Source organism: Thiothrix subterranea (genome assembly GCF_016772315.1).
In the GTDB taxonomy this organism is placed as follows: domain Bacteria; phylum Pseudomonadota; class Gammaproteobacteria; order Thiotrichales; family Thiotrichaceae; genus Thiothrix; species Thiothrix subterranea.
In genome coordinates, this window is sequence record NZ_CP053482.1 from 2628224 (window position 1) to 2652622 (window position 24399).

Genomic DNA, 24399 nt, shown 5'->3' on the forward strand with positions numbered 1-24399 from the left:
ATATGGCAAATGTGCGCAAACATCATACAGCGGAGTTCAAGGCGAAAGTGGCATTGGAGGCGATCAGGCAACAGAAAACCACCAACGAACTGATCACCGCCTACGCCATCCAAGCGGCTCAGATCAGCACGTGGAAAAAACAGGCTCTAGCTGCCATCCCCTTGGCTTTTTCCAGTAAAAAAGACCGCGATCAACACAACCAGCAAGCGGAGATTGACGAGTTATACCGCCAACTAGGGCAAGTGGTTGCCGAACGTGATTGGCTGAAAAAAAAGTCGGCGGGTATCCATTAACCCTAAGGAAAGCCTTGCTTGAGCCAGACAATGCGGCGTTTAGCTTGCGTCAGCAGTGTGGATTGTTGGGGATCAACCGCTCCAGCCTGTACTACCAGCCGCAGGGTGAAAGTGAGGAAAACCTGTTGTTGATGCGCTTATTGGATGAACAATACACCCAAACGCCCTACTACGGGGTGCTTAAGATGAAAGCACATTTGCGTACCTTGGGGCATGTAGTGAACGAAAAGCGGGTGAGGCGGCTATTGCGCACCATGGGTCTGGAGGCGGTTTACCAAAAACCTGACACCAGTAAACCGAACCCTGAACATGAGATTTTCCCTTACCTGCTGCGGGGTTTGGTGATTGACCGCTGCGATCAAGTGTGGAGTACCGACATCACGTATATCCGATTGGCGCATGGCTTTGTGTACCTGATGGCAGTGATCGACTGGTACAGCCGTTATGTGTTGGGTTGGGCGATCAGTACCACGTTGGAAGCTGATTTTTGCATTGAAGTGGTCGGCGAGTTATTGGATAGCGGGTCGTGTGAAATCTTCAACACCGATCAAGGCGCACAGTTCACGACACCACGATTCACGACACCGCTGCTAAACAAAGGCATCCGTGTCAGCATGGATGGGCGGGGACGCGCACTGGACAATATTTTTATTGAACGGCTGTGGCGGACAGTCAAATATGAACATATTTATTTGCAGGATATACAGACGGTGCAAGAGGCAAGGACAGGCTTGCGGGACTACTTCCAGTTCTACAACCACCGACGCTTGCATCAGTCCCTCGATTACAGCACACCGGCTGCTGTGTATTTTGCAGGGCGGCAGGATGGGCAAGGGAAGACAGATTTTTATCAACCAGCTTTTATTTTAATTTCTTGAGATTTTGGTCTGGACAATGGGGAGTACCTTACACGAACTGGTGCAACGTTACCCCGTATTTGAATACCGCCAACGCCGCCGCGACAACCCCAGCGGCTACATCGTCGATACCCTGCAAGCCGTGTTTCAGTCACTGTTTTCCACCGACAACTTTGAAGCCGCGCTGGTCGATGTGGTCAACCGGGGTGGCGATGCCGACACCACGGGCGCAATCCTCGGTATGGTGGCAGGCGCACTGTACGGCGTAGACAATATCCCCACCCGCTGGCTGGAACGGCTCGACCCCAACATCCGCGCCCAATGCACCCAACAAGCCCGCGCCCTTTACCAACTGGCACAACAAGGACACACCCCATGAGACTTTCCCGCAAAGACGAACACTCCATTACCGCGATGCTGTCACTGGCTGCCACTGACCGCTACGCCGCTCCCATCAGCCTCACCGAACTGTCGGAGTCGCTGGGCATTTCTACTTCGTATCTGGAACACATTTTCAGCGGTCTGCGCAAACACGGGCTGGTAGAAGGCTTGCGCGGCGTAGGCGGCGGCTATCGACTGGCACGCCCTGCCACGCAAATCAGCATTGCCGACATCCTCCACGCCACCCACGCCCTGACAGATGAGGAGACGCTGGAAAGCACCCTCGCAACCGTGGATACACGCGGGCTGGAAGCGGCGCATGGTTGGGTCGAACTCAGCCGCCGTATCCGCGACTTTCTCGGCGAACTCACCCTTGCCGATTTCGCCAGCACCAAACCCAGCAGCGTGTGGAAACAGCGTGAAGATTCCGTCAGCAATTACATCGCCACCATGTTTCCGCCACATTCTGGTCAGCTCATCGGTGAAAGAGAAAGAGGGCGACCAGCCGGTCGCCCCTACCTGTGACCGTCGTAGGGGCGACCGGCTGGTCGCCCTCTTCACCGATCACAACGATAATGTTCACTTAACGACAATGCCCATCTCCCTCCTCTGTACAGAATCCTACATTACAACCAATCATTAGGAATAAATCATTAAAAATCAACAATAAAACCACTTGGCACAAGCTTTGCAGTATCCCCGTAAAGCACTTTACAACGGGAGATAACGCATGATCATACTGACCGACAACGCCCAGAAAGCCCTCGGACGTTTCATTGAAGGCGCAGACAAATCCATCGCTGGCTTGCGCATTGGCGTTTCCGGCGGTGGCTGTTCCGGCTTGCAATATTCCATGAGTCTGGTGGAAGCCAAAACCGACGGCGATCTGGAAGTGTCATTCCCCGCCCTGACCGTCTTCGTTGACCCCGAAAATGCCCCGAAACTGGCAGGCTTAACCGTGGATTTCATCGACGGTATCGACGGCAGCGGCTTCAAGTTTGAAAACCCCAATGCCACCAATAGCTGCGGTTGCGGCAAATCATTCGCTGCCTGATTCACGATGCCACGCCAACAGGAGACCCAAGCCATGTGGGATTATTCAGAAAAGGTACAAGACCATTTTTTCAACCCGCGTAACGCTGGTGCCGTCGCACAAGCCAATGCCACTGGCGATGTGGGTTCACTCAGTTGCGGCGACGCGCTACGCCTGACCCTCAAGGTCAACCCTGAAACCGACATTATCGAAGAGGCGGGTTTTCAGACGTTTGGCTGTGGTTCGGCGGTCGCTTCCAGTTCCGCCCTGACCGAAATGGTCAAGGGCATGACGGTGGATGATGCGCTGAAAATTTCCAACCAAGACATCGCCGATTACCTCGATGGCTTGCCACCAGAAAAGATGCACTGCTCGGTGATGGGGCGCGAAGCCTTGCAAGCCGCCGTTGCTAATTACCGTGGCGTAGAGTGGAAAGACGACCACGAAGAAGGCGCGTTAATCTGCAAATGCTTCGCGGTGGATGCGGTGTTGATCGAAGAAACCATTCGTGCAAACAACCTCAGCACGGTGGAAGAAGTCACGTTCTACACCAAAGCCGGTGGCGGTTGTTCCGCGTGTTTTGAAGGCATCGAAGAAATCCTCAACAAGGTTTTAGCCGAACCCGAATTTGCCGCCGCCGTAGAGACGCAAAATCTTGCGTCTCTACCCCCAACACCCCCCACTGAATCGGCTAAAAAACCTCTCACCAACCTGCAACGGATGCGCCGCATCGAGCACACGCTGGAAGCGATCCGCCCGCAACTGCAAGCCGACCGGGGCGACATCGAACTGGTGGAAGTCGATTTCGACAAGAAAATCGCCTTCGTTAACCTCAGCGGGGCGTGTTCTGGTTGCCAGATGGCAGCGGCTACCTTGGGTGGCGTGCAACAGCGCGTCATGGAAGATTTGGGTGAATTCATCCGTGTGCTGCCTGCCACTGAAATGGGCAAGTTTTAAGGAGTGGTGTTATGAGTGAAGGTATTTATCTCGATAACTGATGTTACGCAGACGCAGCTTCCATCCACTATATTTCAGGTATGAACCAAACACGTCTTGATCTCTACACCGACTACCTAACCGTGACTTTTGGCTACGCCACAGCAACGGGTTTATCCCAACTATTGGACGGCGAAATTAGCCACGATGCGATCAGTCGTTTTCTTTCGGGGGATGAATACACCTCGAAAGACCTGTGGAAACAGGTAAAAAAGACCGTCAGGGAGGTCGAATCAGCCGATGGCATCCTGATCATCGACGATACGGTGCAAGAAAAGCCCTACATGGACGAAAACGACCTGATTTGTTGGCATTACGACCACTGTAAAGGACGCAATATCAAGGGAATCAACTTGTTAAACTGCCTGTATCACAGCAACGGCGCATCCATTCCGGTTGCATTTGAACTGATACGGAAGCCATTCCGTTTCTGCGACATCAAGACCCGCCAAGAAAAACGGTGCAGCGATGTCACCAAAAATGAGCAAATGCGCTCCATGATTGACACCTGCATTCAAAACCAACTGAAATTTTCATGGGTGTTGAACGACATTTGGTTCGCCTCCGCCGAGAATATGGAACACATCAAGGAGAAACGGCAAAAGGACTTCATTATGGCATTGAAAAGTAACCGATTAGTCGCATTAAGCGAAAAAGATCGGAAGGAAAACCGTTACACACGGCTCGACCAATTGGCATGGACAGAACAAAAAGCCATCACGGGCTACTTGAAGGGGCTAACCTTCCCCGTCAAGCTCGCTCGGCAAATCTTTACGAACAAAGACGGCAGCACTGGCATTTTGTATCTGGTTTGTAGCCAGTTGGCGGTAGAGTGGGACGAAATCACGACAACCTACCAAAAACGGTGGAAAGTCGAGGTCTTCCATAAATCGCTCAAATCCAATGCGGCATTTGCGAAATCCCCTGCACACACCGCTAAAACACAAGCGAATCACTTATTCGCCTCCATCGTCGCTGTCTTCAAAATGGAGTGTTTGACCATCAGCAAGCATCTTAACCACTTTGCTTTACGGGCAAAACTCTACGCCAAGGCAATTCGGGGCGCTTTTGATGAGCTACAGGTGCTTAGGGCTGCGTAACATCAGTCGATAACAATGCGACTACGATGGTGTCGCCGGAAGTCGTGCAAGCCATGCTGCCGTATTTCACCGAGCAGTTCGGCAACCCGTCTTCCATCCACCAGTTCGGCAACAAGGTCGGGCTGGCGATTAAAGCTGCCCGTAAGCAAGTGCAAAAGCTGCTGGGTGCGGAACACGATTCTGAGATCATTTTCACCTCGTGCGGCACCGAATCCGATTCCACCGCTATCCTCTCTGCCCTCAAAGCGCAGCCGGAACGCAAGGAAATCATCACCACCGTGGTCGAGCATCCTGCCATCCTGACCCTGTGCGAAAATTTGGAAAAAGACGGCTACACCGTGCATTACCTCAAGGTTGACGGCAAAGGTCGGCTGGATCTGGCTGCCTACGCCAAGCTGCTCACCGACAATGTGGCGATTGTGTCGGCGATGTGGGCGAACAACGAAAGCGGCACGTATTTCCCGGTGGTGGAAATGGCGGCAATGGCGAACGCGGCGGGCATCATGTTCCACACCGATGCGGTGCAGGCGGTCGGCAAAATTCCGATGAGTTTGAAAGACACCAAGATCGACATGCTGTCGGTTTCGGGGCATAAATTGCACGCGCCGAAAGGGATTGGTGTGCTGTATTTGCGCCGGGGTACACGCTTCCGTCCGTTGCTGCGCGGTGGGCATCAGGAACGTGGGCGACGTGCGGGTACGGAAAATGCCGCTTCCATCGTCGCTCTCGGCAAAGCAGCGGAAATGGCGCTGGAACACATGGAGCATGAAAACATTTGTGTGCGTGCCATGCGTGACCGCCTCAAGGAAGGCTTGCTGGCTGCTATTCCCAACTGTTTCGTGACCGGCGACCCGGATAATTGCTTGCCGAATACGCTCAATATCGCGTTTGAATACATCGAAGGTGAAGCGATTTTGCTGATGCTCAACAAGCAAGGCATCGCGGCTTCCAGCGGTTCGGCGTGTACGTCTGGCTCACTCGAACCGTCGCACGTGATGCGGGCAATGGGCATTCCTTATACGGCTGCGCATGGCACGATCCGCTTCTCACTGTCGCGCTACAACAATATGCCCGAAATCGAGAAAGTCATCGCTGCTGTTCCGCCGATTATTGCGCAACTGCGCAAGCTTTCGCCGTATTGGGATGCTGCCAATAATGTGCCAGTGGAAGAACCGGAAAAGGCGTTTGCTCCGGCGTATGCCTGAACGTTATTGATTGGCAACCGAAGAGGGCGACCAGCCGGTCGCCCCTACGATGGTTAAAACAACTAACTATATAGAAATGTTACGGATTGTAGGGGCGACCGGCTGGTCGCCCTCTTTCTCTCCCCCGCAGATTCGGAGGTTTTCATGGATATTGCTCAAATTCAATCCGGTGACATGGTGTTTGCTGCTGCCGACTTGTTCAGTGACGGCGAAATTCCGGGCTATGCCGAAGGTGCGCTGGTCGTCAAAGCGGGTACTCGCGGCGTGCTGATCAATACTGGGCATTATGAGGAATACCCGGATGTGGCGCTTTATCTGGTGCAGTTTGAAGATGAGAGCGGGACGTTGGGGTTGTCGCTGGGGTGTTGGGCGGAGGAGCTGACCATCAATGTATAGCGCCTAACAAACCTCCCACACCAACCGTTCAAACCCCAATGCCACCACCGCCAGACACCGCAACCGCTGCGGCTCACGGTACTTCGCCTCCAAGACCTCGCGGTAATGCTGCAATTGCTGCCGCGCTTCCTGCATGGCAGTTTGCACCGCAGGCAATGCCGCCGATTCCTCGCGCTGCTGGGCGCGAACCTGTTCCCCGCTCAAACCCAACGCTGCCAGCGGCAAGTATTTGAATTCCAGCACCATATCCAACAGTGCGTATTGGCGCATATTCGGACGCACAATCAGGGTCAAGTCGGAATAACGCCGCTGCAATGCCGCTTCCGAATCCATAATGTAATAGGTGTCATTGAACAGCAGGGTCAGGAACGCGGTTTTGACGGTCAGCTCATTGCTCCAGCGGTAATCACGGTTATTGAATACCGCGAAATATTTGCTTTCCATGAATTCTACCAAGGGTTGCAAATCGGCAGTTTGGTAAAACTTATCGGTCAAGCGGTGCAAACTGTGCCGATCACCCGCATCCGGCAAGGCATTGCGCTTGATTTCATCGACATACAAACCCCGGATCACCAGATTGGGGATACCCAACACCAATTCCCCAATCATGCCGCGCCCCGTCAAGGTCAATACCCCAAAGAAATACAGCAAAGACACCATGTAATCCGGGTCAGTTTGAATATCGTGCAGCTTTTCAATGCCAAACTGGTTTTCCAGACGTGCCAGCGTGACCGCCTGTTGCTCATCCAGAATATTGGCAATCACCGCCTTGCCAGCGGGCAGGTTGGCGATGTAACGGATTTTGTTGGCATCCATTGACAAGTTGCCATCCAATATCTGCGGCGGGGCACTGCAATATTCTTGATAGTGGCGCAGGAAATAAAACGTCAACGTCGGATTGTAAACACAGGCTTGCTGCATATCGCCGCAAAAACGGTAGCCATTGTAAAAAACCCGCATGGTTTCCAACGTGGTTTGCACACTATCACTGGGGTGCTGGCATTCCGCACTGATAGTTGTTACCAACTGCGTCAGTTCGGGGGTTGTCACACCACACAACGCATTGAATTTAGGCTCAAGGTATATATGGGTAGCGACGTTGTAGCCACTGGTCATGTCGCTCATCACCAAGGGCGATACGCCCGTGATGAATACCCGCCCTATCTTACCTTCTGAAGCATTGGCTTTAATGGCTTTGAATAAGGTTTTTAAAATCCCTTCGCTTTGCACCAAATCTTCATAACGTTGCTGATTGGGGCGGGTTTGCATCAGCACTTCATTGGCGAAATTGTCGTATTCGTCGATCAATAGGTACAGTTGCTGCCCGCTGCTGCCTACCGCATTTACTAGGGATTCAAACGAGGCAATGGCGTTGTCAGTAATAATGTCAATACTAACCTGCAAATAAGGCTGGTACTGATTCACAAAATACTTGATGGCTTGGTTGATATGGTCGAACAAATGACGGGTAATCGCGGCGGTATCACCTTGCGCCGACACTTTGGAAAAATCCCAACGCAATACGGTGTATTGGTTCTGTTCCCCCGTCGGATTTTGCCCAACCGCCAAATCGCCGAACAAGGCTTCAAATTCACCCGCCCGGTTGATGTCGTAATAGTTCGCCAGCGTAGACAGCAACAAGGATTTACCGAAACGGCGCGGGCGCAGGAACACAAGCTGCTCGCCCGCCTGTTCCAGCAGGGGGATATGCTGGGTACGATCAAGGTACAGTTTGCCTTCTGTGCGTATTGCGTAGAAATTGCTGTTTCCATAGGGAAAATGAATCATGATGCCACTGCCATTCAACCAACGTGATTGCCTGATTCTAGCATGAATCCTTCAGCAGCCGCTTAACCTTGCGCGTCGCCACTGCCTGCAACGGATCATCCGGCCACGGATGCTTGGGATACCGCCCCTTCATATCCTTTTTCACCTCATGGTAGGAAGTACGCCAAAACCCCGCCAAGTCCTGCGTAATCTGCAACGGCCTACCCGCCGGAGACAGCAGATGCACCAGCAACGCCACCCTGCCATTGGCAATGGTCGGGGTTTGTTGGCAACCAAACATTTCCTGCAATTTCACCGCGAGTACCGGCGGCGATTGGCTGTAGTCGATGGCGATGTCATGACCGGAAGGCACATCCAAACGTTTGGGGGCAAGTTGTTCGAGGCGTTGTTGCATGTCCCACGGCAATAGACTGCTGAGGATGGTAGTCAAATCTAGCTTTTTGAAATCACCCAGCACATTAACTGCATTCAGATACGGGGCAAGCCAATCTTCCAGTGTTGCAAGCAAGTTAGCGCGGCTGACATCAGGCCATGCTCGTTCCGGTTCGACACCACGCAAAAGATTGATTCTTGCGCACCATTGTTCCTGTTCCGCCTGCCACGGCAATACATCCAGCCCTTGCTTGCGGATGAAACCGATCAGTGCGGTGCTTTTGGCTTCACCCGGCACGGCTTGCAGGGCTTTGCGCTGTAACACCAATGCGCCGATTTTTTGCTGTTGTTCGGCGATGAAACGCCCCGCTTTATTGTCCCATTCCACCACGGTTTGCGGGCGTACTTGATCCGCCAATGCACTCGTAAACAGCTTGTCATCCAGCGCGGCAGCGGAGCGGATGGTGTCGCTGCTTTTGCCCACCATGCTGCTGACTTCTGCAATCGCCAGCCATGCCTGATTGCCGAGCGCGTGTTTGTCGGGCAGGTCGGCACTGCGTCCGTTGGCAAGCTGGTAGCCGCCGGAATGCCGCCTTCGGGCAATCCGATCCGGGTAGGCACAAGCCAGTAAATAACCGTGAATCTGTGTCGCGGGCAGCAAAAAACTCACGCCACTTTCCAGCAATTTCTGGCTGCGGATTTGCTCCACAAACTGGTTTGCCAGTTGGCGGGTACGCTGTAACCAGCCCTGTTGCGGGGACGGGCAACGGCTTGTGCCTGCCAGTATTTCCAGCGGCTGGCTAATGTCGGGATTGTCCTGGCTGAACGGGTTACGCTCAGACAGCAGGCTGGCAAGGTTGGCGGCGGCGTTCAGGTGTCCGGCTTGTGCGCCGCAAATCAGCAGGTGGGCGAGACGCGGATGCACGGGCAGCAGACACATCACTTGCCCGTGTGCAGTCAGCACCGTGGCTTTGCCCTTGCGTTGAATCGCGCCGAGCGTTTCCAACAAGTCCAACGCTTGTTGCCATAAGCCGTAGGGCGGCACATCCAGCCAACGCAATTCCGTCGGATCATCCACACCCCATTGCAGTAATTGCAGGGCGAGTGGGGCGAGATCAGCACGCAGGATTTCGGGGGTATTGTGGGCGGCAAGTTGTTCTTGCTGGCTTTCTGTCCACAGGCGGTAGCACTGACCGGGGGCAAGTCGGCCTGCACGTCCGGCGCGTTGGGTGCTGGAAGCACGGGAAATGCGCGTGGTATGCAAGCCAGTCATGCCCGTGCCGGGGTCAAAACGGGCTTCACGCACCAGACCGGAATCGACCACTACATCCACGCCTTCAATGGTCAGGCTGGTTTCGGCAATATTGGTTGCCAATACGACTTTGCGTTCGCCTGCGTGGGCAGCGGTTAACGGGGCAATGGCTTGTTGCTGTTCGTCCAGCGTTAGGTTGCCGTACATGGGGCGCAAATGCACGCCACGGATGCGGCGTTCCACCAGCCATTCGCCGAGTGCTTCAGTGGTACGGTGAATTTCGCCTTGACCGGGTAGGAAAGCGAGGATGCTGCTGTCGGGGTTGTCGCTCAAGGCTTGGCGCAAGGTGGCAACCATACGCTCGACGATGCGTTCGCCAGGTTTGGCGGCTTGCCCATAGCGTATGTTTACTGGGTAAGTGCGGCCTTCACTGCGTACCACGGGCGCATCATCCAGCAGGCTGGCAATCGCAACGCTATCCAAGGTGGCGGACATGACAAGCAGTTTCAGCGGATTGCTGTCGTCGCGGAACAGTTCGCGCCCTTTCAAACACAAGCTGAGGGCGAGGTCGGAATCGAGATTGCGTTCGTGGAATTCGTCGAAAATGACCAAGCCAACGCCATCCAGCGACGGGTCTTGCTGCAACATGCGGGTGAGGATGCCTTCGGTAATGACTTCGATGCGGGTCTGGCGGCTGATTTTATGGTCAAGGCGCATCCGGTAGCCGACGGTTTGCCCTGCGCTTTCGTTCAGCAAACTTGCCATGCGGTGCGCGGCATTTTTGGCGGCAATGCGGCGCGGTTCGAGCATGAGGATTTTTTTGCCCAAAAGCCACGGCTCATCCAGCAAGGCCAAGGGAACGCGGGTGGTTTTGCCCGCGCCCGGCGGGGCTTCCAGCACGACTTCATGGTGTTCACGCAGGGCTTGTTTGAGGTCGTTGAGGACGGCATCAATGGGGAGGGGCGGTTCGTTACATAGCGTTTTCATGCTGGGCATGATAGCCAGTGACACCCGCCGCTGCCAGCAAGTCCGCCACATCCGCCGCAATAATCTCAATCCCCATCCGCGCACAGAAACGCACTTCCTTGTCAGTCGGTTGCGGAATCAATGCCCAACCTTTGGGTTCAGTCGAGGCGTAGGTAATGTCCGACATCACCATACGGTCGGTATCGCGTTGTAAGCGCATCCCGATGAACAAATATTGCTTGCCCTTGCGGTATTCCTTGAGGAAATCGGGAATCGCAAACCCGCCCATCAACTCGGTGATGTAGTCCACATAGTCTGCGTCGGAGGCAATGTAATTCGCATCCGGTCGCGGGCTACCCATTGGTTTGAAGAGGATTGGCAGTGCGAGATTCACCTCTTCCTGCGTAATCTCGCGGTAGCCGCCGCTGCCCACGTATTCGTTCAGCACGAAACGGTAATTCGTGCCAGAAATCCGCGCCGTTCCCCGAATCAGGGTGTGCGGCTGGTCGGCGTAAGTATCCTGCAACTGAGTATCGCGGTTGCTGTCGATCACGTAATGCGGTTCGATGCTGGCAAGCCAATCGTGCAACGGGGCGCGTGTCCACTTGCGCTTGCCGTAGGTGTCTTCGAGGAAATTATGGACGGCTTTGCGCCCGCGTTTCAGCTCCACATCCATCGCCGCACGCGGGAATTCCCACATCAAACGGGCTGACATTGGCTTGCCGCCGTTCATCGCCAAAATCAGGCTATCGCTGTCGGCAGGGATGGCAACGCCGCTCAGTTTATCGACCGAACCCGCGAGCGCACCTGCGCCGAGGTAGGGGACGATGGTGTTGTTGGCGACCCCGGCGAGCAGGGTTTGAAGCGTCATTTCTGACATGGTGATTCCTCGTGATAGTTATCAATGGATTAAGGTTTACGTATCAGATTTGCCGCACCTGAATATTCAGTATCTGAATCCGGTAGGCGATTTGGCGTGGGGTCATATTCAGCAACCGCGCTGCCTTGGCTTGCACCCAACCCGCTTCTTCCAGAGCCGCAATCACGCGCTCACGTTCGTCCAGATCCGGGTCATTCAAGTCCGCCTTCGGTTTGCCGTTACCTGCGCTTCCCGTAGAGACGCAAAATTTTGCGTCTCTACCACCACCGCTATCATCTGCTGGAAACTGGTTTTCCAGCCCCGTCAGGCGGATCACTTGCTGGTCAATATGCCCGTCGGTGCTGAGAATCGCGGCACGTTCCATGCAGTTTTCCAACTCGCGCACATTGCCCGGCCAGCCGTGGTGCATGAGCGCACGGATGGCACTGTCGCCAATATCCAGCGGTCGCGCTTGCTTGTTGCTGATTTTATTGACCAGAAAGCGGGCAAGGTCGGGGATGTCTTCCAGCCGTTCGCGTAACGGCGGCATAATGATCGGCATCACGTTGAGGCGGTAATACAGGTCTTCGCGGAACTCGCCCGCCCGCACTTCCTGTTCCAGATTGCGGTTGGTGGCGGCGATGACGCGCACATCCACGTTCAGGGTTTTGCTGCCGCCGACGCGCTCGAATTCGCCTTCCTGCAATACCCGCAGCAATTTGGCCTGGAATGCAGGGGTGATTTCGCCGATTTCATCCAGAAACAACGTGCCGCCATCCGCTTGCTCGAAACGCCCTTTGCGCTGACTGACTGCGCCGGTAAATGCCCCTTTTTCGTGCCCGAACAGTTCCGATTCCAGCAAATTGTCCGGCAAGGCGGCGCAGTTGAGTTTGATGAAAGCGTTGTTGGCGCGGGGTGAATGGTAATGGATGGCGTTGGCGATCAGCTCTTTACCCGTACCGGATTCGCCGCGAATGAGTACGGTCGTGTTCCACTTGGCGACTTGCCGTGCTTGGTCGAATACGACTTGCATCACGCGGGTACGTCCGATCAGGTTGGCGAAACCGGATTCGCCCTTAACCTTGCGGCGTAGCGAATCGCGTTCTTTTTGCAGTTCCTGCTTGTCGCTGGCGACTTCGTTGGCAAGGACGACGTTTTGCCCGATCAGGTTGCCAATCATTTCGAGGAAACGGCGACGTTCGCCCAGCAAGTGCAGTTCGGCTGGCGGTTGTGCGGCTAATACGCCGACGATTTCATCACCACGGGCGCGGATCGGCACAGCAATCAGCGGCAATACCGGGTTGTATACACCGAGTTTGTCGAGAAAACGCGGTTCGTCGGCTAACTTACGGATAATGAGTGGCTTATCCATTTCAATCGCCAGCCCCATGATGCCTTCGCCCGCACGGTAGCGCACGTTTTCCACGGTAAGTTTGTCGGCACGGTGCAATTCCAGCAGCAATAAATCGCCGCTATCGCCGTCGAGTAGGCTGACCATGCCGTGTTCGAGCTGGCCTTCTTCGTGCAGTACGCGCAACACTTCGCGCAAGGTTTCTTTGAGGTTGAGGGAGCGGCTTAACACTTTGCTGACGGCGTAAATACAGGCAAGTTCGTCTTCCAGCAAGTTGAGGGTTTGTTGCAATTGCGCGTTGTCGTGGCTCATTCCATCCCCCCGTTGCTGGCTTTTAGGGGCAAGTTGACACGGATACGGCAACCGTTGGGGTAATCGGGGTCGATGCTGATGCTGCCGTCGTGGTTGTTGACGATTTCTTGCGCCATGCACAAGCCCATGCCGACATTGCCATTGCCGCGTTTCCAGCCGCTGTGGAAGGGTTCAAACACTTTCAGGCGTAGCGCGGGGGGAATGCCAATGCCGTTGTCGGTGATTTCTACGCTAATGCTGTCGTCGTGCAAACGGGTGTGAATGCGCAATTCGCGGTGTACCCGCCCGGCTTCGTGCAGTGCGAGCAGGGCATTGTCGAGCAGGTAATTGAACATACGCCGCACTGAGGCTTCATTGCCCATGAGCGCAGGCAGGACAGGTTCAGGTCGCCAATCGACAACCACGCCTTCGGAAAGCATCCGGTCAGTCGCAATAATCAGTAAGTCTTTGAGTACCTGATTGATGTTTACCAAGGAATACGTGCCGTGTTCGGCTCTGGGGATTGCCATGCGCATGGCATTGATGGCGCGGTAGGACGATTCCAGTACTTGTTGCAGCACCGGGTACAAGGCTTCGGTGGAAGAGGGCGGCATGACCAGGGCGGCTTGGATCACATTGAGCGGAGTTTCCAGTTGGAAAATCGCGCCTGCAAGGGTTTCGCGGATGCTGCTGGTGAGTTCTTGTTCTGCCATTTGCACTTTGAGGTGTTGGATGCGGGCGCGTTCCAGCTCGGCTTTGCGGGTAGTGATGTCGGTGGCAACCAACAGCAGGTAATGCCCGCCGCTGTTGGTTAGGGCGAAATAGTTTTTGGCAGCATCGTCGAGTTCTTCGACGTGGATGCCGGAGAGGGTGAACCAGCATTCGTTGCCATTGGGTGCGTCGAAACGGACTTGCACATCGTGGAAATTGTCGAAGGTTTCACCGTCGAGGGAGGGCAGGCGATCTTTAAGCGCGTCGAGGAATAGGTGGATGGGTTCGATTGCCCCGAATTCGACTTTGAGGCGTTTGTAGGCTTTGTTATCCATCAAAATATTGCGGTTGCTGTCGAGCAATACCACGATGGCGGGGGCAAGGTCGAAAATGGTGTCGGAAAGGATTTTTTGGTGTTTGAGTTGTTGTTCGAGGTTGTGGATCACCGATATGTCGCGGTGCATTCCGAGGAAATTGGTGATATTGCGCTGCGCATCCAGCACGGGCGCAATGGTGACTTCGGCGAGGTAGCGTTCGCCCGCTTTGTTGCGGTTAATCAGCGTACCGCGCCATTCTTTGCCGCTTTGGATGGTGCGCCACAGGGTGCGGTAAAGTTCCAGCGGGGTGGTTTTACAGGACAGTACCGATTCGTTTTGCCCGCAAATCTCGTCGCGGGAATAGCCGGTTAATTCCTCAAACGCGCTGTTCACGTAGAGGATATTGGCGCGGGTGTCGGTAATGGAAATCGCAACCGGGGCTTGCTCCACGGTTTCGAGGATGGCTTGCAGCGATAAGCCGGGGGTCACATGCTCGAATCCGGCAATGCGGGAGAGGTCGGCGTAGTGTTCGGCGAACGAGGTGCTTGGCTTGTGCATAACGGTTTCCACGGTTGCTGTGTTTATTGCGGTGCAATAGGCGTGCCAGTGGATGGGAATAGGGGATGGAGAGAAGATGGGCGACCAGCCGGTCGCCCCTACAAGCATTTCCACGTAGGGGCGACCGGCTGGTCGCCCTCTTCAATCCCCTCAATCGATATGTAGCAAATCCAACAATCCCTCACCTTTGTTACAAACCCCACCCCGCAAAATCCGCCGCAAACCCACGCCACGCAAGGCTTGCAGCGGCTGGCACGCTCCCTGCATTGCCTTTGCCACAGATGATTCTCAGGGAATGCGCAATGGAATATTTCATGATCTTGCTCGGTACGGTACTGGTGAACAACGTGGTGTTGGTCAAGTTCCTTGGCCTGTGCCCATTCATGGGCGTTTCCAAGCAGATTGATTCGGCGATTGGCATGGGCATGGCGACCACCTTCGTACTGACGCTGGCTTCGGTGGCGGGCTGGATGCTGGAACATTGGGTGTTACAGCCGTTTGACCTAGGTTTTCTGCGGATTTTGTCGTTTATTTTGGTGATTGCGGCGACGGTGCAGTTTACCGAAATGGTGATTAAGAAAGTGTCGCCTGCGCTGTATCAGGTGTTGGGGATTTTCTTGCCGCTGATTACCACCAATTGCGCGGTACTGGGCGTGGCTCTGCTGAATGTCCAGGAGCAGCACAGTTTTCTGCAAACCTTGCTGTATGGCTTTGGGTCGGCGGTGGGGTTTACTTTGGTGCTGGTGATTTTTGCGGGTTTGCGGGAACGGCTGGCGTTGGCGCAAGTGCCAGCGGCGTTTGGCGGGTTGCCGATTGCGTTCATTGTTGCCGGGTTGCTGTCGCTGGCGTTTATGGGTTTTGCGGGGCTGGCGAGCCAATAGGAAAGGGAGAAAGAGCATGACTGCGATTCTGATTCTGATGACCTTGGGGTTGTTGCTGGGCGGGCTATTAGGGCTGGCAGGCCAGTATTTCAAGGTGGAAGGCAACCCGTTACAGGAAGAAATTGAATCACTGTTGCCCGGTTCGCAATGTGGGCAGTGCGGCTTTCCCGGTTGCAGCCCTGCGGCGGAGGCGATTGCGAATGGTGCAGCGCCCGTGACTGCTTGCCCACCCGGTGGCAAGGCGTTGGCTGAAATGCTGGCGGGGAAACTGGGGGTGAGTGTTGACCTTTCCGGCGTGGCGGACAAGGGGCCGATGATTGCGTATGTGCATGAAAACTTGTGCATTGGCTGTACCAAGTGCTTTAAGCGTTGTCCGACGGATGCGATTTTGGGCAGTTCCAAGCAGATTCATGCGGTGTTTGCGGATGCTTGCACGGGTTGTGAGAAGTGCTTTGAGGTTTGCCCGACGGAATGTATTGAAATGCGCCCGCTGACGCATACGGTGCAAACGTGGTATTGGCCGAGTCCGGCGGTGGGTGGCATCGCCTGAGCCGTGCTACAATCTGGCGAAGTGTATCCGCCAGATTGAGGCTTGAGTGAATGATCACATTTCCCTACGGTATCAGCGATTTCAACCATATCCGCAGCAAAGGCATGTTGTATGTGGATCGTACTGCCTGCATTTCTAGGCTGGAGGCGGCGGGGCAGCAACTGGTGTTCCTACGTCCGCGCCGTTTCGGAAAATCCTTGCTGCTATCCACGCTCGCCAATTACTACGACATCAGTACGGCGGGTGAATTTGAAGCCCTGTTCGGTGGGCTAGCCGTTGGCAACAACCCCACGCCCGAACACAACCAATACCTGATCCTGCGCTGGGATTTTTCCAAGGTGTCGGGGCAAGGTGATGTGGAGCAGATTAAGCAGAATTTGTTCAATCACCTCAATGATCGCATGACGGATTTTGTGCAAAACTACCAAGCCTTGTTGAAATTTCCTGTGCGTATCCGCGATGACGACGCGCTTGCAACGTTGGAGTCCTTGAGCAGTGTGGTCAAAAACAGCGGTCATACCGTCTACCTGTTGATCGACGAATACGACAACTTTGCCAACGAAGTGTTGGTGCATGACGCAGGTAATACCAAACGCTACTACGACTTGCTGGAAAGCGAGGGTATCGTCAAAACGCTGTTCAAAGTGATCAAAGGCAGTGTATCCGAAGGCAAAATTTCCCGCGTCTTCATCACAGGCGTATCCCCCTTGGTGTTGAGCGACGTGACCAGTGGCTATAATGTCTCTACCAATATTTCGCTAGACGAAGACTTCAACGGGCTGTGTGGGGTTTCTGAGGAAGAATTAAGCGGATTGGTCAGCGAAGTCTTGCAGGATTGTGGCTTACCGGACACGCAAGCTGCCACAGTGCTAGACACGATGCGTCAGTTTTACAACGGCTACCGCTTTTGCGCGGATGCTAGTTTCCCCACCGTTTACAACCCTACCTTGTGCTTTTACTTTTTGCGAGCCTATCAAAAACGTTGCAAGCCCCCCGCCGAAATGCTGGATGGCAATTTGGCAATGGATGCCAGCCGTGTGCGTTATATCGCCAGCTTACCGGAGGGTGGCAATGTGATTGCCAATATCCTCGACGAACAAAACCCCGTGGTGTTGCCGTATTTAGAAACCCAGTTTGGGGTGGAGCAATTACACAAGCTGCAAACCGACCCGCGCTACATGGCATCGTTGCTGTATTTTTTTGGGGTATTGACCATCGGTGGCACTGCGGGGCCGTTGGAAGAGATGAAACTGGAAGTCCCCAACCGCGTCATTTTCGCGCTGTATGTGGAGACCTTGCGCGAACAGGTGTTGCCCGATTTGGCAGACCGTCGCCGCGTTGAAGCCCTTGCCAAGCAATTCTACCAAACGGCGGATTTGCACCCGTTGGCGGACTACCTCGAAACCAGCTATTTCAAAGCCTTCAACAACCGTGACTACCGCTGGGGCAATGAACTGACCATCAAAACCGCTTTCATGAGCCTGTTGTACGATGATATGTATTACATCATGGACTCAGAGGCTGCTGTGCAACGGCGTTATGCCGATTTGCTGATGATTATCCGCCCTGATCAGCGCCGCCTTGCTGCATTGCAGGATTTTGTAATGGAATTCAAATACATAAAACTGAAGGCGCTGGGGCTGACGGCGGAAGAGGTACGGGCGCAAAGTCGTGAAGCCTTGCAACAACTGCCTGTTGTACAAGCAGCCTTGCAGGCAGCGTTGTTGCAATTGAAGGATTACCGCCGGGTGTTGGTGGAAAAATACCGTGAACCGCACCGCCTGCACTGTCTCGCTGTGGTGGCATTGGGCTTTGAGCGGTTGGTGTGGGAGGTGCTGGCATGAACAATTTCTCCAAACAATATCCAACAATTACACGCTGGATTACAGAGCAGGGCTGGGTCGAACTGGGTGCAGATGAAGACAGCTCATCTCTTGTTCGGGCATTGGATGAGGGCGGGTTGGTTTGGGAAAGCGATTCCCAAACCGATTCGGTGGATGTTGCTTTGGCGGAACTGGAAATCGAACTGCTGGCATGGTTTCAAGAAAATGGTTGCTGAGCATATAACTTTTCGTTGAATTCAATATGGTGAAAAACGCAACGGCGGAGGAAAGCATCGGGTAAACGCCTTTCGTTATTGGAAGTGATGAACACCAACTCATGGAAAGCAAATACTTCGCGGTGTTCAACAACCGCGATTACCGCTGGAGCAATGAACTCACCATCAAGACGGCGTTTCTGACGCTGCTGTTCAACGATACCTATTACATCATGGATTCGGAAACGGCTTTACAGCGGCGTTATTCCAACTTGACCCTGATCGTGCGCCCCAATATGCGCCAGTATCCGGCGTTGCTGGATATGGTGCTGGAGTTTAAATACCTTGGGTTGAAGGAATTAGGTGTATTGGGTGTGAGTGCGGAACAGGTTCGGGGGATATCGCGGGCAGAACTGCAACAGCTTCCGCTGGTGGTGACGGCGTTGCAGGATGCTACGCAGCAATTGCAGCAATACCAGGCGGTGCTGGTGGCAAAGTACCGTGAGCCGCAGCGGTTGCGGTGTTTGGCGGTGGTGGCGTTGGGGTTTGAGCGGTTGGTGTGGGAAGGAGTGGGTTAAATTCCTGCTTCCTGTAATTCCTCCAGCAACAAAATCAACTCCGCAGCTAAGTCGTAGCGTAAATCCTCATCTTCCGCTAAAGCTAAACTCCGTTCTCCTGCAAGAATGGCTTGCAGTTTCTCTAAGAAATTTTGATATTCTTGCCAATCATTTTGCATAGATAAGTTATTAATGAATTCTACTGCTTTTGAGGTGTCTTCTTGATTTAATTCATTAAAAATAAATCTGCATAATGCATCAATTTTTGACGGGTGTTCACCTCCTATTCTACGATAAGATAAAAACATACTTAGTGCTTTTTGGTAATTATCTTTGGCGGCAAGCATGTTGCCTTTGACTTTCTCGAGATAAGATAGAAGATTCCATGTTATCCAAGGTTCGACTGAACTATTATATGGTTCTTTGCACACCAATGATCTTTTTAACTCCTCATAAGCTTGATTATAATGACCAACTTGAATAAGTGCATGGGCAAGATTGCTACGTGCTATACCTTCTTCACGTAAGTCGTTGAGTCTGAGGAAAATATTTGCCGCCATTTGATAAAACTTTGCGGCATATTCTTGACGATTCCATGCATTATAAAGATTGCCTAATTCTATAAATGTTTCAGCTTCATGTTTTGGATTCTTCGCAGAATCGTATGTAGCTAATGCCTGCATGTAATAATCTTCAGATTTTCTCATATAATAAATCGCTTCTCCTTTAGTTTTTAGAGCCATCTCCCTATAAGCATGACCTAATCCTGCTAAGCTCTGGTGAGTTTTGTTAATGTCTTTTGCTGCTTTGAAAAAGACAACTGCACTATTAAGGTCATTAATTGCAATATCGAATTTCTTTCTCCTTATATTGTTGATTGCTCTTAAGTATTTTGATATTGACAAGAGACTTTTAGGGATGCTTTCATATTTCTCATTCTCAAAGATTTTTTTATAGACTTCTTCTGCTTTGCTAAAATTACCTTCATTTTTCCAGCAGTCAGCTTGTTCTCCTAATAACGAAAAAGCCATGAAAAGCCCTTTCTTGCCCATTGCAGCAAATTTTTCTTGTGCTTTCTCTAAATAAGGTAAAGCATCTCTTGTTTTTCCATATACATCATAGACTCTGCCCATTGTCGCATATGCTAAAGCAATATCGTATTCTGCATCAGAATATGCATACTTTCCTGCGGCTTCACATTTTTTTATAAGAGCATTTGCTTTCGTTAAAGATTCTTCTATTTGACCACTAGAAAGTAATGAATCAACTTTTATTTTCTCAAGGTTAAAGGTAACGGTTCCCCATATTTTACAACCTTCTAAAGCCTGATTGCATAATTTAACAATTTCACCATGTTTATGTTGGTAGCCACCAATATCTCGCATTAATAGTTCGATATTTATTAAATATCTTGTAAAAAAATCAACGTGGCACTGATTATTTTTAAGTCTTTCGGAAAGGGTGTTTAGCAGCATTAAAAGATTGGGCATCTCCATTTTAATTAGATTTTCGTATTTTAAAAAATTATTTCGAGAAAGGTCATCAAGGTATTTTATTTTTTCATCCATTAAATTGATTAGACGATTCTGATATAACTCTTTTTGTTTACTAGTGATAGAGAAGTCCATATAGATAGATAACATCGGGTCAAATCGTAAATAATCGTACTCAATAATTTGTTCGACTAAACCAGCCCTAACCATTTCATCAATTATCTTTCTGATTTTTTTATCATCTACCCCTAATATTTTTTGCAGTATTTTTATACTGACATGTGAATGAAAAACCGCTAAACTCTTGATAAATTTAACATCAGCATAACTAACTTTTTTGATAGATTTTCTTATATTTGAAAAGAATGATTTGTTTTTTCTGATTGAACATACTCTTTCTTGTTTTAATATTGTTCTGCGAATATTTTGACCGGCATTTATCACTTCTGTTGTTTTAATTTCGTTTGCTAGAGATACCAATGTCCGCGCATGACAATTTACCGTATCTACCAGTACCCTAACTGCATTACTTTGAACATTAAAAGATAATGATTGGCTTTTAATATTCATAACCTTTGTTACCAATTGTTTAGCATCATCAGAGCTTAATGCACCCAAGTTAATTGTACATTGCTGTTGTTCAAACGGTATTGGTAACGCTTCATAGGATGTAAACAATAAGCGAGTTTGAGGGGCAGATTTTATTAACCTATCAGCCAGAGCCAACACAGGCTCAGTATTCCCCACATCTGCCAGCAATGATTCCATATTGTCGATGACTAGCAGGGTACGCTGGGTTTGCAAGATTTGTATGATCGGCTGCAAAGCTGCATCCAGATCATCGCCGTATTCCGCTACGCTGTATTTTTCATTCACCAACTGTTTGCCGAGAATGTCCACAATGGCACGTTCATGGGTGTAGGTTTCTACACTCACAAATGCGCAACGCTCAAAACGGCGGCATTGTACTAACCAGCGAGCCAACTCTACTGCCACGGCTGTTTTACCGATACCTCCCATCCCCCGGATGACAGCATAAGGTTGCCTGTCCAATAGGCGTTCGAGTTTTAGCAGGTCACGGCTACGCCCGATGAAGGTGTGTTTGGGCGTTTCCGGTAAATCACCCAACAACCATTTCGGTTCTGTTTCATCGGGCAGTTGTAGCGCATGGCTGAATAAGCGTGGGTCATCTTCCCGTTGATACAGCACTGGAACAAACCAGTCCTGCATTTGTAACGTTCCCGCCCCGGCAATATTGATACGGTCGGTGGATTGCATCAGGGCTTGTCTGCCCGCTAATACGGCTGATCCAATCCGCTGCCCCTCCGCCAGTTGTTGGTAAAACGCGCTGACAAATCGCCGCGCCGTTTCCACCAATACGCTATGGCTCATGGCAATGACGGAAGCCACACCCGCTTGCAACAAGGCTGCCGCTACCGATGCATTTGGGTCGGTATGCTCTTGTTTCTCTGCTTCACTTTGCCCGGTTTGGCAGGCTTCCAGAAATACCAATGGCAGGGGGAATTCGTTTAGTAGTGCTGCCAAATCATCGGCGTAAATCCGCTTCACAAACTCAGGCAGTAATTTCTTATTGTCCAGTGGATGTTCAAAACACAATGCGCCCCTGCCTGTCTTGGTATCAAATACCCCATGCCCATCAAAATGCAGTACATGAAAGGGATTACCCGCCGCTTGTGCCTGACGAAGTTCTGTTTTCAGTTGGTCAAATGTCGGTGGGTTTACACGCACCAGTTCCACCCGTTTACCCAAACTTTCCACTGCCTCTACCAGTGGCTTGATACTGGCGCGGTGATCAATATAACCCGCTTGAGAAGGGCGCGGACTCACTGCCAAGACACGAAGAACAGTCTGGTTTTGGTCGTATGGAGTAACAGAAGGGGTATCTAACCTTGGTAGATTACGCCGAATTCGCACGGGGGGATTATGGGTAAGCAAGTATTGGTCATCGTAGCGTAACAGTTCCCACGGAAATCCCAACAAACGGCTGGCGGCTGTTTTTGATTCTGGTGTATCGCTCAGTTGCACATGCAAGCTGAAGACAGGTTCATGGTTTGATGATGCGTTAAGCCATTGTTGGAAAACAGGTTGAGCTGAAGGTGAAGCCGTTATCGCTGTCAGCAGTTTGTCGCCCCATTGCGGAAAGTACCGTTCAATCCGTTCTGCCCGTTCTTTGAATAAGCCGACAGGCCAGATGTAGTAGCTTTCCAGATACCACTTGATGTTATCCGCTTCCAACAAGCCGATGGGCGCAACAAACGGAAATGGCTCACTTTGAGCGACGGACATACCATTTTGGGTAAACACCATTTGGGTATCAGCGGCTACCCGTTCGGTGTTGTCATCCCGCACCATCAAGCGCGGATTGGAGAAGGTTAAACGCAGCTCCGCGCTTGAGGTGGTGTTCATGGGAGATTATTCCTGTACTTGCATGGCTTTGATGATGTCATCCAGATTTTCGGCTTTGACCGGATAAGGGATGCCGCTGACCTCCAGCCAGATGTATTCGTGGTCACGAGTCAGAATAGGTGTTGCCCAAGCAACCAGCTCTTCCAGTTTCTTTCTGGTTTCGAGCAAGCCATGAGCAGTATCTATTGCCAGTTTGATACCACCATAGAACCCCAACAAAATTTGAATATATTCAGGATCAAACCCAATACCTTTGCTATTCGCATCGGTGGCATTCAAGGTTGATGTATCGGCAGGTGTAGCCTCTACCTGCACTTGCCACGCAGTTTCAAGGTATTGCTGGAGTTCATAAGCGGTATCGGCTGCGGTGTCTGGCGAGCCTTGAACAATAAAACGGACGTTGGACATGCTGTACCTCGAAGATAGCCCAGTTGAGATGTGATTTTAATAAAGTATAGCAAGATACTAATGGCAAATGAGTAAATCCTTATCACCAAACGGTTGGGCAATGCCAATGTCGCAAACCCTACATCCCCACCCCCTTGTCACAAACACCCCAATAAAATCCCTGTAAAAATCAAGCTAATTCAGCAAGATAGCCTCCAGCAAAACTCTGGCACGTCTCCTGCATTACCCCTCCCATAGCCATTTCCGGGAAAATGTCATGGGATTCCTAGCCACCCAAAAAATCAGCAAACTCTTCCGCATCCGTGGCGGAGTACACCCGCACGATTGCAAGACTCTGAGCGCGGACAAAGCCATCGAAGATCTGCCGATGCCCAGCTTGTTGCACATTCCCTTGCAGCAGCACATCGGCGCGGCGGCGAAACCGGCGGTCAAGCGCGGCGATCACGTCCTCAAGGGGCAATTGCTTGCCAATAGCCAAGGCATGATTTCCGCCCCCATCCATGCCCCCACCTCCGGGCGCGTCGTCGGGGTCGGGCATTACCCCGCGCACCACGCCTCCGGCCTGTCGGTACACACCATCACCCTGCAACCGGATGGCAAGGATGAGTGGGTGGAACTCAACCCACCCGTTGACCCGTTCGCGCTCGAACTTGCCGAAATCGCCACTCGTGTCGCCGCTGCCGGAATCGTCGGCATGGGCGGCGCAACCTTCCCCTCAGCCGTCAAACTCAACCTGCGCAACCGCTACCAATTGCATACACTGGTGATTAATGGCGCGGAATGCGAACCCTACTTGACCTGCGATGACCGCCTAATGCGCGAATATTCCGCGCATACCATTGACGGTATCCGCATCATGGCTTACGCGCTGGGGGTGGAAAACATCATCATCGGCATCGAAAATAACAAGCCGCAAGCGCAAGCCGCGATGCGTGAAGCTGCCACCGCTTTCCCCAATATTCAAGTGGTCGGCTTGCCGATGCGCTACCCGATGGGATCGGAAAAACATCTGGTACAAACCCTCACCGGGCTGGAAACGCCAGCACGTGGCTTGACCGCTGACATCGGCATTGTGGTGCATAACCCCGCAACCGCACTGGCAGTACGCGATGCCTTGCGTGAAGGCAAACCACTCGTTTCCCGCGTCGTCACCGTTTCCGGCGGGGCAGTACGCCAGCCACGCAACCTGCGCGTATTGCTGGGCACGAAAGTGCAGGACGTGATCGACCATTGCGAAGGTTTCATCGTCGAACCTGCCCGTCTGATCAGCGGCGGGCCAATGATGGGCAACCTGCTACCTGCTACCTGATACCCGCGTA

Annotated in this window: 21 protein-coding genes and 1 pseudogene; 14 read left to right on the forward strand and 8 right to left on the reverse strand. The window is 52.2% G+C overall.

Annotated features, from left to right (window positions below; all coding sequences use genetic code 11):
• The first annotated feature begins 2 nt into the window (after positions 1–2).
• The 8 genes and pseudogenes from HMY34_RS13035 to HMY34_RS13070 all read left to right on the forward strand — a co-directional run bounded on the left by HMY34_RS13035 (position 3) and on the right by HMY34_RS13070 (position 6261).
• A protein-coding gene (locus HMY34_RS13035) for an IS3 family transposase (protein WP_407701832.1) occupies positions 3–1171 on the forward strand; the annotation gives its coding sequence in 2 pieces (ribosomal slippage) (positions 3–282 and positions 282–1171; 1170 coding nt in all).
• Positions 1172–1187: 16 nt separating this feature from the next.
• Entirely contained in the window at positions 1188–1529 is a 342-nt protein-coding gene (locus tag HMY34_RS13040; RefSeq protein ID WP_202715905.1) for an ADP-ribosylglycohydrolase family protein, read from the forward strand.
• Positions 1526–2056, forward strand: coding sequence for an Rrf2 family transcriptional regulator (locus HMY34_RS13045; RefSeq protein WP_202715906.1), 531 nt, complete (start codon positions 1526–1528; stop codon positions 2054–2056). The genes HMY34_RS13040 and HMY34_RS13045 overlap by 4 nt, the downstream gene beginning before the upstream one ends.
• Positions 2057–2261: 205 nt before the next feature.
• Positions 2262–2585, forward strand: a complete 324-nt coding sequence (locus HMY34_RS13050) for a HesB/IscA family protein (protein WP_202715907.1) — start codon at positions 2262–2264, stop codon at positions 2583–2585.
• 33 nt (positions 2586–2618) lie between these two features.
• The gene (nifU, locus tag HMY34_RS13055) at positions 2619–3521 is read left to right on the forward strand and encodes a Fe-S cluster assembly protein NifU (RefSeq protein WP_202715908.1); all 903 of its coding nucleotides are present in this window, start codon (positions 2619–2621) and stop codon (positions 3519–3521) included.
• Positions 3522–3601: 80 nt separating this feature from the next.
• Positions 3602–4660, forward strand: coding sequence for an IS701 family transposase (locus tag HMY34_RS13060; RefSeq protein ID WP_202715909.1), 1059 nt, complete (start codon positions 3602–3604; stop codon positions 4658–4660).
• Positions 4661–4677: 17 nt separating this feature from the next.
• Positions 4678–5865 (forward strand): annotated as a pseudogene (gene nifS, locus HMY34_RS13065) (cysteine desulfurase NifS); the annotation flags it as partial.
• Positions 5866–6009: 144 nt separating this feature from the next.
• Entirely contained in the window at positions 6010–6261 is a 252-nt protein-coding gene (locus HMY34_RS13070; RefSeq protein ID WP_202715911.1) for a nitrogen fixation protein NifZ, read from the forward strand.
• A 3-nt stretch (positions 6262–6264) separates the two neighbouring features.
• Here HMY34_RS13070 and HMY34_RS13075 read toward each other — a convergent pair whose 3' ends face one another.
• The 6 genes from HMY34_RS13075 to HMY34_RS20390 form a co-directional block, all read right to left on the reverse strand.
• A complete protein-coding gene (locus HMY34_RS13075; RefSeq protein WP_202715912.1) occupies positions 6265–8049 on the reverse strand; it encodes an AAA family ATPase in 1785 nt (594 codons plus the stop codon).
• Positions 8050–8086: 37 nt separating this feature from the next.
• Entirely contained in the window at positions 8087–10660 is a 2574-nt protein-coding gene (gene hrpB, locus HMY34_RS13080) for an ATP-dependent helicase HrpB (protein ID WP_202715913.1), read from the reverse strand.
• Positions 10644–11519 (reverse strand): SIR2 family protein, encoded by an 876-nt coding sequence (locus tag HMY34_RS13085; RefSeq protein ID WP_202715914.1) that lies wholly within the window; start codon positions 11517–11519, stop codon positions 10644–10646. Before HMY34_RS13085 ends, hrpB begins: the two co-directional genes overlap by 17 nt.
• 43 nt (positions 11520–11562) lie before the next feature.
• A complete protein-coding gene (gene nifA, locus HMY34_RS13090; protein ID WP_202715915.1) occupies positions 11563–13161 on the reverse strand; it encodes a nif-specific transcriptional activator NifA in 1599 nt (532 codons plus the stop codon).
• A complete protein-coding gene (gene nifL / locus HMY34_RS13095) occupies positions 13158–14726 on the reverse strand; it encodes a nitrogen fixation negative regulator NifL (protein ID WP_202715916.1) in 1569 nt (522 codons plus the stop codon). Before nifL ends, nifA begins: the two co-directional genes overlap by 4 nt.
• Before the next feature lie 190 nt (positions 14727–14916).
• Complete coding sequence (locus tag HMY34_RS20390; RefSeq protein WP_266096930.1) at positions 14917–15042, reverse strand: hypothetical protein; 126 nt, start codon at positions 15040–15042, stop codon at positions 14917–14919.
• On the opposite strand from HMY34_RS20390, the gene rsxA reads away from it, so the two are divergent.
• The 5 genes from rsxA to HMY34_RS13120 all read left to right on the forward strand — a co-directional run bounded on the left by rsxA (position 15029) and on the right by HMY34_RS13120 (position 18773).
• Complete coding sequence (gene rsxA / locus HMY34_RS13100) at positions 15029–15607, forward strand: electron transport complex subunit RsxA (RefSeq protein ID WP_202715917.1); 579 nt, start codon at positions 15029–15031, stop codon at positions 15605–15607. The two genes, HMY34_RS20390 and rsxA, sit on opposite strands and share 14 nt — an antisense overlap.
• 16 nt (positions 15608–15623) lie before the next feature.
• Entirely contained in the window at positions 15624–16157 is a 534-nt protein-coding gene (rsxB, locus tag HMY34_RS13105) for an electron transport complex subunit RsxB (protein ID WP_202715918.1), read from the forward strand.
• Positions 16158–16207: 50 nt separating this feature from the next.
• Positions 16208–18001, forward strand: a complete 1794-nt coding sequence (locus tag HMY34_RS13110; RefSeq protein ID WP_202715919.1) for an AAA family ATPase — start codon at positions 16208–16210, stop codon at positions 17999–18001.
• Positions 17998–18216, forward strand: a complete 219-nt coding sequence (locus tag HMY34_RS13115; protein WP_202715920.1) for a hypothetical protein — start codon at positions 17998–18000, stop codon at positions 18214–18216. The genes HMY34_RS13110 and HMY34_RS13115 overlap by 4 nt, the downstream gene beginning before the upstream one ends.
• Before the next feature lie 101 nt (positions 18217–18317).
• Positions 18318–18773: a hypothetical protein gene (locus tag HMY34_RS13120; RefSeq protein ID WP_202715921.1), complete on the forward strand. Its 456-nt coding sequence runs from the start codon at positions 18318–18320 to the stop codon at positions 18771–18773.
• On the opposite strand, the gene HMY34_RS13125 is transcribed toward HMY34_RS13120, so the two are convergent.
• Both HMY34_RS13125 and HMY34_RS13130 read right to left on the reverse strand, forming a co-directional pair.
• On the reverse strand, positions 18770–22672 hold the full coding sequence (locus HMY34_RS13125) for a CHAT domain-containing protein (protein ID WP_202715922.1): 3903 nt from the start codon (positions 22670–22672) through the stop codon (positions 18770–18772). The two genes, HMY34_RS13120 and HMY34_RS13125, sit on opposite strands and share 4 nt — an antisense overlap.
• 6 nt (positions 22673–22678) lie before the next feature.
• A complete protein-coding gene (locus HMY34_RS13130; protein WP_202715923.1) occupies positions 22679–23080 on the reverse strand; it encodes a hypothetical protein in 402 nt (133 codons plus the stop codon).
• Between the two features lie 256 nt (positions 23081–23336).
• On the opposite strand from HMY34_RS13130, the gene rsxC reads away from it, so the two are divergent.
• Positions 23337–24389: an electron transport complex subunit RsxC gene (gene rsxC / locus HMY34_RS13135; protein WP_228287853.1), complete on the forward strand. Its 1053-nt coding sequence runs from the start codon at positions 23337–23339 to the stop codon at positions 24387–24389.
• Positions 24390–24399: the final 10 nt, after the last annotated feature.

Bases quoted from the DNA above. Each gene is read 5' to 3' on its own strand.
- HMY34_RS13040 (WP_202715905.1), top strand. From the start codon at position 1,188: ATGGGGAGTACCTTACACGAACTGGTGCAACGTTACCCCGTATTTGAA.
- HMY34_RS13045 (WP_202715906.1), top strand. From the start codon at position 1,526: ATGAGACTTTCCCGCAAAGACGAACACTCCATTACCGCGATGCTGTCA.
- HMY34_RS13050 (WP_202715907.1), top strand. From the start codon at position 2,262: ATGATCATACTGACCGACAACGCCCAGAAAGCCCTCGGACGTTTCATT.
- nifU (WP_202715908.1), top strand. From the start codon at position 2,619: ATGTGGGATTATTCAGAAAAGGTACAAGACCATTTTTTCAACCCGCGT.
- HMY34_RS13060 (WP_202715909.1), top strand. From the start codon at position 3,602: ATGAACCAAACACGTCTTGATCTCTACACCGACTACCTAACCGTGACT.
- HMY34_RS13070 (WP_202715911.1), top strand. From the start codon at position 6,010: ATGGATATTGCTCAAATTCAATCCGGTGACATGGTGTTTGCTGCTGCC.
- HMY34_RS13075 (WP_202715912.1), bottom strand. From the start codon at position 8,049: ATGATTCATTTTCCCTATGGAAACAGCAATTTCTACGCAATACGCACA.
- hrpB (WP_202715913.1), bottom strand. From the start codon at position 10,660: ATGAAAACGCTATGTAACGAACCGCCCCTCCCCATTGATGCCGTCCTC.
- HMY34_RS13085 (WP_202715914.1), bottom strand. From the start codon at position 11,519: ATGTCAGAAATGACGCTTCAAACCCTGCTCGCCGGGGTCGCCAACAAC.
- nifA (WP_202715915.1), bottom strand. From the start codon at position 13,161: ATGAGCCACGACAACGCGCAATTGCAACAAACCCTCAACTTGCTGGAA.
- nifL (WP_202715916.1), bottom strand. From the start codon at position 14,726: ATGCACAAGCCAAGCACCTCGTTCGCCGAACACTACGCCGACCTCTCC.
- rsxA (WP_202715917.1), top strand. From the start codon at position 15,029: ATGGAATATTTCATGATCTTGCTCGGTACGGTACTGGTGAACAACGTG.
- HMY34_RS20390 (WP_266096930.1), bottom strand. From the start codon at position 15,042: ATGAAATATTCCATTGCGCATTCCCTGAGAATCATCTGTGGCAAAGGC.
- rsxB (WP_202715918.1), top strand. From the start codon at position 15,624: ATGACTGCGATTCTGATTCTGATGACCTTGGGGTTGTTGCTGGGCGGG.
- HMY34_RS13110 (WP_202715919.1), top strand. From the start codon at position 16,208: ATGATCACATTTCCCTACGGTATCAGCGATTTCAACCATATCCGCAGC.
- HMY34_RS13115 (WP_202715920.1), top strand. From the start codon at position 17,998: ATGAACAATTTCTCCAAACAATATCCAACAATTACACGCTGGATTACA.
- HMY34_RS13120 (WP_202715921.1), top strand. From the start codon at position 18,318: ATGGAAAGCAAATACTTCGCGGTGTTCAACAACCGCGATTACCGCTGG.
- HMY34_RS13125 (WP_202715922.1), bottom strand. From the start codon at position 22,672: ATGAACACCACCTCAAGCGCGGAGCTGCGTTTAACCTTCTCCAATCCG.
- HMY34_RS13130 (WP_202715923.1), bottom strand. From the start codon at position 23,080: ATGTCCAACGTCCGTTTTATTGTTCAAGGCTCGCCAGACACCGCAGCC.
- rsxC (WP_228287853.1), top strand. From the start codon at position 23,337: ATGGGATTCCTAGCCACCCAAAAAATCAGCAAACTCTTCCGCATCCGT.